Here is a 12900-nt window from a genome sequence, read left to right as displayed (position 1 = left end):
AAAATACGTTCTCAATCTTCATGAAATTAAAAAAACTTCTTCTATTATTTTCCCTCATCTTAACGACGGTTTCTTTTGCACAAGCGCAGAAGAAAAAAGATAAAAAGGAAGACCAGAAAAAAGTCGATAAGGCAGTCGACGCCGTTGCAGATGCTGTAAAAGACAAGTTGAAAGACGAAAAAAAGAAGTCTCCAAAAGCATTCAAAGATTTTATTGACGATTCTGCGGTGAGTCAAAAGGGAATGATTTCCGTTCACAGAATGTCTGATAAATGGTATTTTGAGATTCCCGATTCGCTTTTAAACCGTGACATCATGGCGGTCACACGTTATTCGAAAGCTGCTGCAGGCGGAAATGTTTATGGCGGACAGGAAGTTAAACGTCAAATGATTCGTTGGGAAAAAGGTTTTGACAATAGTCTTTTATTAAGATCAGTTACGGTTGTCATGGCAAGTCCTGATAGTACAAAACCGATATCTCAGGCCGTAAAAAATTCTAACTCAGACCCTATCATAGGTGTCTTTGATATAAAGGCTCAGAAAAGCGAAGATTCGGAAAAATCCTCTGTGATTGATGTCACAGAGTTTTTTAACGGAGACAATCAAACCTTTTCTCTCTCTCCTATTTTAAAACAATATCACAAACTGGCTGCTTTTAAAAAGGAGTCATCTTTCATTCAGAAGATCAATTCTTATACTAACAATACCGAAATACGTACAATAAAGACCTTCGCAGTAGTAACTCCTACCGTTACTGCCACTCCGACGCCAAGCATCGGACAATATTATCCATCTGGATATGACGCCGGAGTTGTTACTATGGAACTAAATACCTCTCTTGTTCTGCTCCCAAAAGTGCCGATGAAAAAACGAATATTTGATAACCGTGTTGGTTATTTTGCAAATCAATATGCTGTATTTGGAGAAGAATCTCAAAAATCTGACTATGAAATCTTCGCTGTAAGGTGGAGATTAGAGCCAAAAACTGAAGAAGATTTAAAACGGCAAAAGAATGGAGAGCTGATAGAACCGAAAAAACCGATTGTTTTTTACATTGATCCGGCTACTCCCGATAAATGGCGTAAATTCTTAAAAGCTGGTGTAGATGATTGGCAAATTGCTTTTGAAAAAGCAGGTTGGAAAAACGCAATTCGCGGAGAATACTGGCCTGAAAAAGATACAACGATGAGCTTGGAAGATGCCCGGTTCTCTGTAATTCGCTATCTCGCGTCGGATGTTCAAAATGCGTCTGGCCCAAATGTACATGATCCCCGAAGTGGTGAAATACTTGAAAGCCATATAAGCTGGTATCACAACGTTATGCGGTTGGTTCGTAACTGGTATATCATTCAAGGCGCTGCAGTCGATTCAGCAGCTCGCACAAAGACATTTGACGATGAATTAATGGGCCAGCTTGTTCGTTTCGTTTCCTCGCATGAGGTAGGGCATACGCTTGGTCTGAGACATAATATGGGTGCAAGTTCCGCTACACCCGTTGAAAAGCTTCGCGATAAAGTTTGGATTCAGAAAAATGGCCACACTTCTTCCATCATGGATTATGCGAGATTTAACTACGTGGCACAGCCCGAAGACGGTATTACCAACCTTTTCCCGAGAATCGGAGATTACGATGAATGGGCAATAAAGTGGGGTTATAGTTATTTCCCAGACAAAAGCGAAAAGGAGATAAAAACTATTCTAAACAATTGGACCAAAGAAGCTTATAAAAACTCGCGTCTACATTATGGCACCGAAAATAGCCCTTATGATCCGCGGTACCAAACCGAAGATTTAGGTGATAATGCTATGAAAGCTTCTGAATATGGTATCAAAAACCTGCAAAGAATTTTACCAAATCTTGTGAAATGGAGTACGGAAGATGGAGAAAGCTACAAAGAGCTTGATGAACTATATAATAATGTCATTACTCAATATCGCCGTTATTTAGGGCATGTCATAAAAAATATCGGCGGCGTTTATGATACACCAACCACCTATGACATGGATAATGTCGTTTTTGCTACCGTACCTAAAAGTACACAGAGAGAAGCAGTTAAATTTCTCAACACGCAACTTTTTACAACGCCAACCTGGTTACTGGATCAAAATATACTTCGTAAAATAAAACCGGAAACGGGTGTTGAGGCCATAAAATCTTTACAAGAATATGCCTTAACTTCTTTATTTTCAGGAGATAGAGCCGCCAGATTAATGGAGACCGGAATATCATCCAAGTTTTATACAGAAGATGATCTTTTTACTGATCTGGAAAGTAATATCTGGACAGGAATTAAAAGTGGTCAACCCCTTGACATTTATCAAAGAAACTTACAGAAGGTATATATAGAGAAAATGATAAATTTACTGAAGCCGGGAAAGGCAAACGTTCAGTCGATCCCGCCCGGAACTGTATATGCCTCCTCTACACGCGTCGTTGAGTTAGAAAAAACAGATCTCCCATCCATTGCACGAGGACATTTGGAAATTCTAAAATCCTCAATTCAAAAAGCGATACCAGTTCAGACCGACAAGATCACCAGGTATCATTTAAAAGATGTTTTACAAAGAATCACTTTGGTTCTGAATCCAAACAACTAAGACAAGAAATCAGTTTTTAAATGTCTGGTAGCAATTGTAATTGGAAAAATTGATTTTAATGAAATCACTATCCGAAATTCTTCGAGATTATCCTCACTTCGAAAAGGTTATTTCAAGCAAAAAACCTTTTCGAAAACTTGATTTTTCTGAAAACAATAAAGATTTGTTAAGTCGTGACTTAACTGAGACTTCGGTATTTTCCAAATATGTTTTTGGCGAAATGTTGTCCCAAAATCAATATGTTGGAATTGGAGGATATGACGAAGATCGTGTAATTTATCGCCAACGAGAACATTTCACGAATCAGGAAAATGCCAGGAGCATCCATCTCGGAGTTGATATCTGGGCTGATGCCGGTGAGCCGGTTTATGCGCCGATCGCCGGAGAAATACATAGTTTTGCATTTAATAATCATTTCGGAGATTATGGTCCCACGATTATTTTAAAACATGTACTGGAAGGTCTGCCTTTTTTTACTTTGTACGGCCACCTTTCTTTGCAATCACTGGATGAATTATATATTGGAAAACTACTAATGCCGGCGGAACAAATTGCCACGATTGGATCATTTCCTGAAAATGGCGATTGGCCTCCGCATCTACATTTTCAGATAATAAGTGAAATTGGCGAAAACAATGGGGATTTTCCCGGAGTAAGTAGCCTTTCTGACCGAGAATATTTCCTAAACCTTTGTCCTGATCCAGATTTAATCTTGCGAATATACGGTTAAACGCAGAGGTAAAGGAATACAAAAGGAGTTTCGCAGAGAATAATGAAAAACTCTGCGAAACTCCTTTTTTAACTTCCGAGACTCTGCGTTTAAACTTTCTTCCGCTCCAAATTCGGCAGAAATCCTGTTAATAATCCAATTAATGGCAGGAACGAGCATACCCAGAATACGTACTCGATACTCGTGCTGTCTGCCAGCTTACCTAAAATAGCGGAGCCTATTCCTGCAATCCCGAATGCAAATCCGAAGAATAAACCAGCAACCATTCCAACCTTACCTGGAATCAATTCCTGAGCGTAAACAAGAATTGCGGAAAATGCTGATGATAGTACTAAACCAATTATTACAGTTAGTGCTCCCGTCCAAAAAAGATTGCAATAAGGGAGTAATAATGCAAACGGCGCCACACCCAAAATAGATATCCAGATCACGTATTTTCTTCCTATTTTATCCCCTACCGGACCGCCGGCAAATGTTCCTGCAGCGACAGAAAACAAGAAGACAAAAAGATGTATTTGAGAACTTTGTACCGAAACTCCAAATTTATTGATCAGGTAAAACGTATAGTAACTCGTTAAGCTCGCCATGTAAATGTACTTGGAGAATATAAGAAGCAAAAGAATACCAATTGAAAAGGCAACTTTACCTTTTGAAAGATTCATAGACTGATCGTTTCCTGAGGATGCACCGGATTTTTTGAGGTTCAAATGCATATTTTTCTTATACCATCCGCCCACTTTCGACAAGATAATTATTGCTATTAAGGCAACCAGCGAAAACCAGATAATCTGGAACCGGCCAAATGGTAAAATAATTAGTGCTGCCAACAAAGGCCCAAGTGAGCTGCCCGCATTTCCTCCAACCTGAAAAAGCGACTGCGCCATTCCATGTCTTCCTCCCGAGGCCATACGCGCAATACGAGAGGCTTCCGGATGGAAAACTGCTGATCCTATACCAATTAAAGCCACAGAAAGAAGAATGATTTCAAAACTTGGTGCCATGGAAAGGGAAATTAATCCAAGCATGGTAAAACACATCCCAATCGCTAATGCAAAAGGTTGTGGTTTTTTATCCGTGTATAAGCCAACAAGTGGCTGAAAAACGGAAGCGCTTAATTGAAATGTAAACGTAATTAATCCAATCTGGGAGAATGTTAAATGAAAAGAATCCTTAACCATCGGGTAAATAGACGGGATAAGTGATTGCAAAGTATCATTCAAAAGATGGGAAAAACTTAGCGCTAATAAAATGGGAAAAACGGCCTGTTCTGCACTTACTGCTGGCGCCTGATATGCGCCGGAGGGATTTTCTTCAATCGTTTTCATAACTTATTTTCTTCTTGAACTAATATTAAACAGGCTGGCCCGTGATTTTTGCAGCACATTCCCAGGCCTTCTGTGGATTTTGATCGGTTATGCTCTGTAGAAGTTCTTCGTGCAGTATCTGCGTTTGAACAAAACTTTCAGTATCGATAAACAGTTCTGAAAAATATTCTTTCAGATTCCTTGCGACGGTTTTGTATAAATCAAGGAGTATCTCGCTTTGCGATGCTCTTGCAATGCTGAGGTGAAAATTGATATCCGCTTCGATACAGGCCGCGGGAATATTGGCAGCGGCCATTTCCCTACGTTCTGCCAGATACTTTTTCATTTCAACAATGTCTTTATCTGTCCGGTGCAAGGCTGCTTTTTCAGCTACTTTTAATTCGAAAAGTTGCCGGATTTCGTTTAATTCACGCCCTTTTGCTCTCAAAAAGCGTTCGGACATAGATTCTGAGTCGGCCTGCTGCTTTTCAACGAAAGTTCCTAACCCTTGCTGCACTCTGACCAAACCTGTATTGGAAAGATTTCTGACCGCCTCTCTGATGGTGGATCTGCCTACGCCGAAAACTGCCATCAATTCCGGTTCAGTAGGTAGTTTTGTTCCCACAGCAAACTCTCCTTTCGAGATTTTCTGTTGTAATCTGCTGGCCACATCATCTGCCAGACTCATCCTCTTTATTATGTTCTCTTTATTCATCATATCATCTGATGTTTCAAAAGTACAAAAATATTTAATTGCAAAAAAGGAATTGCTCCTCGAGGCCAAATTTTAGTTTGGACTGGAAGAGCAATTTAATATTTGAACGAGGTTATTATTTTCGATAAATCGTAGTGGCGGCAGATTGCGCAGCAGCGAGAATTGTTACATCAGCAATCGTTACTCTTGCTGGTGCGTTGACGGCATATAAAATCATGTCGGCAATATCACTCGCCTGCAAAGGATCGAAGCCTTGGTAAACCTTTTCCGCCTTTTCCTCATCGCCTTTGAAACGCACCAGAGAAAATTCGGTTTCCACAGCACCAGGAGCAACATTGGTAACTTTTATTCCGTGTTGTGTTAATTCCAGACGCATCCCTTCGCTCAGCACTTCGACCGCTGCTTTTGAAGCACAGTAAACAGCGCCGTTAATGTAAGTTTGTTTACCAGCGACCGAGCTGATATTCACGATATGGCCTTTTCCGTTTGCTATCAGGGTGGGAATTATTGCTTTTGACACATACAAGAGGCCTTTAACATTTCCATCAATCATAGAATCCCAGTCTTCGGTATCGCCTTCATCCAAAGTTCCAAGTCCATGCGCATTACCGGCATTATTGACCAGAATATCAATATTTTTCCATTCTTCCGGAAGCGACGATATGGCGTCGAATACTGCCTTTTTATTTCTTACATCGAAAAGCAATGTTGTAAGCTTCACCTTATCTGATAATTCTGCAACAACACTTTCCAGTTTTTCCTGGCGACGGCCGCAAAGTATCAGATCAATTCCTGCCTCAGCAAACGCTTCTGCTGTGGCTTTACCTATACCGGATGTCGCTCCGGTTATTAATGCAATACGAGACATTATCAACTCTATTTAAAGTTCCGGTCTGCAAACCCGGAAACTTATTATTTATCAATTTTTTTTGTATTTAAACTGCTGAAATTTCCGTTTTCCAACTCAGAAGCTTTACTAAAAAGTTTCAACGCATTTTGATAAACATTATCCATCGGATTCAGTACCTCATATACTTCGTTATTCAGGCCATTTTTATGTTTTCTACCCCAAACGTAACGTCCGATAATTGCCTTGGTCTGCGATTGAACAATAGGTTTCGAACGGTTTAATTCCTTTTCATTCAGCTTAATCCCGGACTTCGTTGCATCTTTTACCAGCTCTGAAATCATGGCATCTGAAACTTCAAATGTTTTCAGATATTCGTCAAATGTTTGTTTTTCCAGTCTTTTCGAATTGTCGTTTGCATAACGCAAAGCATATTCCCGGATGATATTTTTGGCGTATAGTTCAAACAGATATTTGCTGTTCATCAGCGTATCACGCGGTACAAAAACATCCGGCATAATACCTCCGCCCCCATAAACTGTTCGCCCGCCGTCCGTTTTATATGCCTTCGTTTTGTCAAATTTGATACTGTCCGCATTGAAAAATTCGCCGCTGTCATAACGGTGTGTCAGATCCTGGTTATAGTCTTCACCTTTCCCCATCTCATACGGCTTCTGAATACTCCGCCCGCTTGGCGTATAATATCTTGAAATCGTCAAACGCAATTCCGCTCCATCAGAAAGTTTGATCGGCATTTGAACAAGCCCTTTTCCATAGGAACGACGGCCAACGATCAGCGCGCGGTCGTGATCCTGCAACGCGCCGGCCAAAATTTCTGACGCAGACGCACTTCCTTCGTCCACCAAAACGATAACCGCTCCCTGCTCAAAGCCACCCTCAACATGTGAACGGGTTTTCCTGTCGAAGCGACTATCTTTCCCTTCGGTGTAGACTAAAAGCTTATCTCCGGAAATAAATTCATCGGCAATGCTGGTGGCCCGTTCCATATAACCTCCCGGATTTCCACGGAGATCCAGCACTAATTTTTTCAAACCGTCAGCCTTCAGCGTACTCAATGCGGATTTAAATTCATCAAACGTAGTTTCAGAAAAACGGCTTACTTTGATATAACCAATTTCCTTATCGACCATATATGCAGCATCCACCGAATAGGTAGGAATCCGATTGCGGACGACCTCAAAATTCATGTTGTCCTTCAATCCAAGACGCTCGATGGTCAGGGTAACTTTCGTTCCACGTTTTCCACGAAGCAATTTGTAAACCTGCCCGTTCGTAACCCCGGGTGCAGAAAGTACTTCCTTGTTGACTTTAAGAATCCTGTCGCCACTCTGAATTCCAACAGCTTCTGACGGTCCACCGCTCAATGGTGTCACGACATAAACCGTATCATTATAAATATTAAATTCAACGCCAATACCATCAAATCCTGAATCAAGCTGCGACCTGGCCGCAGTTGCTTCTTCTGTATTAAAATAGGCCGTATGCGGGTCAAGTTTTTCCAACATTTTGGAAATGGAATAATCAACAAGCTCTTCCGTGTTGACAGAATCGACATAATTATTTTCTACCAGAAGCAAAACTTCACGGAATTTGGCGTAACCCTTCGCCACGTCGGTCAGCTTTTTGCCTCCGCTAAAAAAAGTACTGCCCAGTAACATACCGGCAGCCAGCGTGATGCTGATAATAATGGGTAAACGGATGACAGATTTTGAATTGCTGACCGGCTTTTCCTGATTTTCGTGACTCATTTATAAATTACTTTTAATAAGTAAAGTTAAAAATTTTTATTTAGGCAATAACGGATAGGCTACAACGAACGGCTAACCAAAAACCTTGTGCTGGTTTTAAATATACGGAAAGAATGGGGTATCTCAAAAAGGATTATTCCACTTCTGTAAATTGAAAAAAGCTGTGCAATTTTTTAGCATATGAACGAAGACAGTATATGCGATATTTGATTAAAACAGGCGGTTTATAGTGATTATTTGTCGTTTTTAATTAAATACTTTTATGTGACGGTATGAAAATCTTTTGAATAAGCACAATGCCAGTTATCTTGGCATAACGCCTACTCATCTTTCTCGCATTCGAAGAGAAATTGCCCGGAAAATTATCAATGTAGCAACATGAATCAACCTATGTTGAGAAAGCTCTTTGCCATTGACAGACTGCTTTTTCAGCTTTACGTTTACAATGAGCGCTATACTTCAACTTACATTATGGATGTTAGCTTTCTAGTCAACTTACGCAACATGTTTTATACCCGTTCCAGCAGAATTTCGGACGAAAAACGTTTTGGCTACAAATTGTCGATGTCTGCAATGATTTTGCCATGTTACTTTGCAATCCTATCTATTTTAAAAGTAGTGATCAAAAGTTCTGATGATTGTTGGGTGCTCAGGAGAGATCATGGAGATAGCCTTTTCGAGAAATTGATTAAGTCTGTCATTTTTTTCCTCCCTCTGGTTGTGGTTATGTTTTCTCAATTTAAATTACTCGACAAGTATGAAAAGGTGATATTAAATAAAACTGAGGAAAATAAATGGCTTCTGATTGCATCGGTTATTTTTTTTGGTGGGATCATTATTCTATTTACTATTCCCAGATTTCTTATTCAATTTTTGTCGAAAAACTAAGTCCAGCACTTTGAAAAGTCCATTGAACTAGTGTCATGACATTAATGATTGATTTTACCTTGCTTTGTAATGAAAATCTTGAACTGATAAAAAGTATGTATTGAAAGATGTCAAGTAACATAACCTGATTTAGTTTTTAAGTCAGGTTATGCCTAACCCCTACTTTATGTGATCATTCATTTTTATTTTGCTTCTTTCAACATCATAATCATTTCATGATCAACCGGTTAATGTCAACTTAATGAATACGCAAGTCTAATGGCGGATTTAGTAAACTCCGTTGGAGAAAAAAGGCATAGATGGACTTTAACAAAAATGAAAGTAGGTAAGAAAAATAACTATTAGGGAAATTATAATTCCAGTCATCCTATTTCTGGCAATTACATCTTGCTCAACCCGTAGTACAACAAGTGAAGATATTGATAGTGCCAGCGTAATAGAAACAGGTATTGAATATGTTTTCGAGACACAAAAATTCAATCCAAATTATTACATAGTTCCTATTAAAATTATCAAATCAGCCTACATTCCTGATAAGGCCAAATTTTCGATCAATGGGAAACAATGCGAAGTTATAGATAAGCTTCCCGATTCCCTTCACAAAAATATATTTAAGCCCTTACCATTTATCGAAATCAGCGAATTCAAACTGAATCAGGATAAGACAATAGAGCTGGGTTTAATTTTTCGTGCGACGGGTCACTGGTTTAAAATAAAAATGAAACCAAAACAAGAAAAGTCATGGCAAGTAGAAAAAATATCTGAAGATACTATTTAATATTCGAGAAACGTTGAGCACCAGAACCGACATAGAATTCTAACCCATGAGAATCTGCATTCTTTTTTTAGTCATGATTGTATTTTCCACATGTAACAATAAAAAATCATGGCAACACACAGTTTTACCTGGAACTTGTTATGCAGACGCTTTTTTTATTCAGCCGGATTTTAAGCCTAATGGTTATATTATGAAAGTAACAGGGGAATTGAATCAGGATGTGACGTTGACAATTTTAGGAACTCAACCGGTTTCTGAATATTCTAAAAAGAGGCGTGTGGGTTACAATCATCATATAAAGCTGAGTAAAGGAGCGGTTTCATTTTCATACAATGCTGAACTTTACGTAGATGAGTTAAAGGTTGTCGTTTCGGGTTCCGACTTCGCTTTGTATCCGAACCCTGACAGCAAGGGAACATTACGTTGCGCATCGCTTGGAAATATTAAGATCGTGCTTACACTAGATTAAAGAATGGCAGCACCTTACTGCAATTTCTTTTTTAGCAAAGTTTTAATATTTAATAACTTTCAAACAAACCCATCCAAAGCCTCCGGATTCCGCATGGTATCCTTACTAACCGCCTTGGTGGGATCCATTCCCATCAGTATTTTCTTAACCGGTGCTTCCATCTTTTTTCCATTGATCGTATATGGAATGGCAGCAACAGCTTCGATAGTATCAGGTACATGCCGTGGACTGTATTGCGTTCTTAATGCATGCTTGATCTCCTCTTTCAGAGTTTCCGTCAGCTTTTTATTTTCTTCCAAAACAACAAACAAAGGCATAAATCCGCCTCCATCTTCCTTTTCCAGATAAACAACCAAACTATCCTTAATTTCCGGAAGACTTTCAACCGCACTATAAACTTCCGAAGTTCCGATACGAATTCCGTCACGGTTTAAGGTGGCATCTGATCTTCCGTAAATAATTACAGAACCTCTCGATGTGATTTTGATCCAGTCGCCGTGGCGCCAGACGTTTGGATAGGTTTCAAAATAGCTGCTTTCATAACGCTCATTATCTTCATCATTCCAGAAATAAATCGGCATAGAAGGCATCGGTTGGGTAATTACCATTTCTCCCAATTCTTCAATAACGGAATTTCCATTTTCATCAAATGCTTCAACTTTGGCACCCAAAGCACGACTTTGAATTTCTCCCGGATAAACGGGTTCCATCGGATTTCCCCCGACAAAAGCACTGCAAATATCTGTTCCGCCGCTCAGCGAAATTAGCCATACTTCTTTTTTCACATGCTGATAAATCCATTCATAAACGTCCGGCGGAAGCGGAGAACCTGTTGAACCGATAGTTTCCAGATGTGAAAGTTTTTCAGCAGGAATATTCGTGCCGCTTTTCATACAATTGATAAAATAAGCTGCCCCACTTCCAAAATGGGTAATTTTCGCACGTTCTGCCAGTGTCCATAATACCTGCGTGCTAGGAAAAGCCGGAGAACCATCATACAGCACCAGCGTTGCTCCGCATAACATGGAGCCCAAGGCAAAATTCCACATCATCCAGCCGGTAGTAGAATACCAGAAATAGCGGTCGCCGGGTTTTACGTTCTGGTGAATTGCTAATATTTTCAAATGTTCCAGCAAACATCCGCCCACACTATGCGTTATCGCTTTCGGTTTTCCGGTGGTTCCGGAAGAATATAAAACCCAGATCGGATGTTCGAAGGGAACAGCTTCAAAATCAATTCCAAAGTTTGGTAAGTGTAAAATGTCTTCCCAGGACCTTATCCCTTCGGGTTTTGACCGGGAGTCAATATTGGAAATCATGACGATATCTTTTACTGACGGCAGAGAAGATCCAAGTTCCATCGTTGTCGCCGTAGTGTCGAAGGTTTTTCCGTTGTAATGATAGCCGTCGGTAACGAATAATACTTTGGGTTCAATTTGAGAGAACCGCTCTACAATTCCCGCTCTTCCAAAATCTGGTGAACAACTGGACCAGACTGCCCCGATTGCATTCACAGCCAAAAAAGCTACAACCGCCTGAAGGATATTGGGCAAAACCGCCGCTACCCTGTCTCCCGGCCGAACGCCCCGCTGACGGAGCCATGTTGAAACAGCCGCTACCTGCAATTCGAGTTCTTCCCAGGAAATCTTCGTTAATCCTTGTGTTTCAGATTGAAAAAGTATAGCAGGATGATCCTTTGTCTTATTTCTGAAAATGTGTTCGGCATAATTAAGGCTTGATCTTCTAAACCATTGTGTACCAATCATTCCCTTTTTTGGTCTGCGCAAAACTTCAAGGTAAATATCGTGCGATTTGATATGAAAATACTGCCAGAGACTTTCCCAGAAATCTTCCAGATCCGTCACCGACCATTCCCACAAATCATGATATCCACGGAAATAAAGTCCCTTTTTTACAAAAAGCCAATCCATATATTTTTTGAGATTGGACTGTTCCGTTAGTTTTTTCCCTGGTTTCCACAGAGGTTGTAATTGTATATCGGTAGGCATAGAAGTCCGTTTATTGAATGAAATTACAAGGTGTTATACATGTTCATCTTCATATCAATCCTCATTTTATTCCGCTTACACCGGAACTCTTATTCACGTTTTGGATGTTGACCGTGAGCAAGATTTATATAACGATTATTACTAACGTCGCAATGACACTTTTCGGATAAAAGAAACGAAAATATTTACTAATAAAAATTAGTGTATCTTTGCATTTCAAAATATAAATAACACATAGTACTCTGAACATCAGATACGTTTGTAAATGCGTTTTAGTGGATTCTGTTATGACAACGGTCATCGCCCACTAACCGAAGTAGCGACAAGTTTGTAGAGAGGAAACAAAAATCCAGTAGTGATACTGCATTCCTAATGAGAAAAAGAATAACAAAATCGAGTGATGCGAGCTCTTCGCGTCCTCCGGGGAGAAGTGGTGATGCCTCAGGCCGCCCATTTGGTAAAAAACGTCCGGAAGCAGAAAGTCGCTTCAGCAAGCCAAGTATTAAAAAATCCAGTCTTAGAGTAGCAAGTCCCAGCGCTGAATCATCAAGATCTTCTAACGGCAGACCAAGCGGTGATAAACCTCGCTTTGATTCAGAACGCCCACGTTACGACAAACCAAATTTCGGCAAACCGGGCTTTTCAAAGCCAGGATTTGACAAACCTCGTTTTGACAGATCCGGTTCGGATAGACCATCCTTTGACAAACCACGTTCGTCGGACCGTGATGGTGATTCCCGCGGTTTTAAACCCAGAGGTGAATTTGCGCCCGGTCAGGACAGACCAAGAGAAAG

9 protein-coding genes and 1 pseudogene are annotated in these 12900 nt (G+C 40.1%); 5 read left to right on the top strand and 5 right to left on the bottom strand.

The window, feature by feature from the left end; genetic code table 11:
- Positions 1–20 precede the first annotated feature (20 nt).
- Positions 21–2597 carry a zinc-dependent metalloprotease gene (locus tag BMY70_RS16225; protein ID WP_090336891.1) on the top strand — a complete coding sequence of 859 codons (2577 nt, stop codon included), beginning with the start codon at positions 21–23 and terminating at the stop codon, positions 2595–2597.
- A gap of 58 nt (positions 2598–2655) precedes the next feature.
- On the top strand, positions 2656–3327 hold the full coding sequence (locus tag BMY70_RS16220) for a peptidoglycan DD-metalloendopeptidase family protein (RefSeq protein WP_090337819.1): 672 nt from the start codon (positions 2656–2658) through the stop codon (positions 3325–3327).
- An 89-nt stretch (positions 3328–3416) separates the two neighbouring features.
- On the opposite strand, the gene BMY70_RS16215 is transcribed toward BMY70_RS16220, so the two are convergent.
- From BMY70_RS16215 to BMY70_RS16200, 4 genes are all read right to left on the bottom strand, one after another.
- Positions 3417–4652 (bottom strand): MFS transporter, encoded by a 1236-nt coding sequence (locus BMY70_RS16215; RefSeq protein ID WP_090336889.1) that lies wholly within the window; start codon positions 4650–4652, stop codon positions 3417–3419.
- Positions 4653–4677: 25 nt separating this feature from the next.
- A complete protein-coding gene (locus tag BMY70_RS16210) occupies positions 4678–5349 on the bottom strand; it encodes a FadR/GntR family transcriptional regulator (RefSeq protein ID WP_090336888.1) in 672 nt (223 codons plus the stop codon).
- Positions 5350–5461: 112 nt separating this feature from the next.
- The gene (locus tag BMY70_RS16205; protein ID WP_090336886.1) at positions 5462–6214 is read right to left on the bottom strand and encodes an SDR family NAD(P)-dependent oxidoreductase; all 753 of its coding nucleotides are present in this window, start codon (positions 6212–6214) and stop codon (positions 5462–5464) included.
- Between the two features lie 44 nt (positions 6215–6258).
- Positions 6259–7962 carry a S41 family peptidase gene (locus BMY70_RS16200; RefSeq protein ID WP_090336885.1) on the bottom strand — a complete coding sequence of 568 codons (1704 nt, stop codon included), beginning with the start codon at positions 7960–7962 and terminating at the stop codon, positions 6259–6261.
- Between the two features lie 390 nt (positions 7963–8352).
- Here BMY70_RS16200 and BMY70_RS16195 point away from each other — a divergent pair, with 390 nt between their 5' ends.
- Both BMY70_RS16195 and BMY70_RS16190 read left to right on the top strand, forming a co-directional pair.
- The gene (locus tag BMY70_RS16195; RefSeq protein WP_090336883.1) at positions 8353–8850 is read left to right on the top strand and encodes a hypothetical protein; all 498 of its coding nucleotides are present in this window, start codon (positions 8353–8355) and stop codon (positions 8848–8850) included.
- A gap of 824 nt (positions 8851–9674) precedes the next feature.
- A complete protein-coding gene (locus tag BMY70_RS16190) occupies positions 9675–10097 on the top strand; it encodes a hypothetical protein (protein WP_143072110.1) in 423 nt (140 codons plus the stop codon).
- Between the two features lie 59 nt (positions 10098–10156).
- Here BMY70_RS16190 and BMY70_RS16185 read toward each other — a convergent pair whose 3' ends face one another.
- The gene (locus BMY70_RS16185) at positions 10157–12106 is read right to left on the bottom strand and encodes an acetoacetate--CoA ligase (protein ID WP_090336879.1); all 1950 of its coding nucleotides are present in this window, start codon (positions 12104–12106) and stop codon (positions 10157–10159) included.
- Positions 12107–12478: 372 nt separating this feature from the next.
- Between BMY70_RS16185 and BMY70_RS30935 the strand changes: the two are divergent.
- Positions 12479–12900, top strand: a pseudogene (locus BMY70_RS30935) (pseudouridine synthase); the annotation flags it as partial.

The sequence above is a fragment of the Dyadobacter koreensis genome (assembly GCF_900108855.1).
GTDB classification, from domain to species: Bacteria; Bacteroidota; Bacteroidia; order Cytophagales; family Spirosomataceae; genus Dyadobacter; species Dyadobacter koreensis.
The sequence above is the reverse complement of the archived record's forward strand: the minus strand, read 5'-3'. Positions and strand labels throughout refer to the sequence as shown.

Coding starts and splice junctions, on each gene's coding strand:
- BMY70_RS16225 (WP_090336891.1), top strand. CDS start 21: ATGAAATTAAAAAAACTTCTTCTATTATTTTCCCTCATCTTAACGACG.
- BMY70_RS16220 (WP_090337819.1), top strand. CDS start 2,656: ATGAAATCACTATCCGAAATTCTTCGAGATTATCCTCACTTCGAAAAG.
- BMY70_RS16215 (WP_090336889.1), bottom strand. CDS start 4,652: ATGAAAACGATTGAAGAAAATCCCTCCGGCGCATATCAGGCGCCAGCA.
- BMY70_RS16210 (WP_090336888.1), bottom strand. CDS start 5,349: ATGATGAATAAAGAGAACATAATAAAGAGGATGAGTCTGGCAGATGAT.
- BMY70_RS16205 (WP_090336886.1), bottom strand. CDS start 6,214: ATGTCTCGTATTGCATTAATAACCGGAGCGACATCCGGTATAGGTAAA.
- BMY70_RS16200 (WP_090336885.1), bottom strand. CDS start 7,962: ATGAGTCACGAAAATCAGGAAAAGCCGGTCAGCAATTCAAAATCTGTC.
- BMY70_RS16195 (WP_090336883.1), top strand. CDS start 8,353: ATGTTGAGAAAGCTCTTTGCCATTGACAGACTGCTTTTTCAGCTTTAC.
- BMY70_RS16190 (WP_143072110.1), top strand. CDS start 9,675: ATGAGAATCTGCATTCTTTTTTTAGTCATGATTGTATTTTCCACATGT.
- BMY70_RS16185 (WP_090336879.1), bottom strand. CDS start 12,106: ATGCCTACCGATATACAATTACAACCTCTGTGGAAACCAGGGAAAAAA.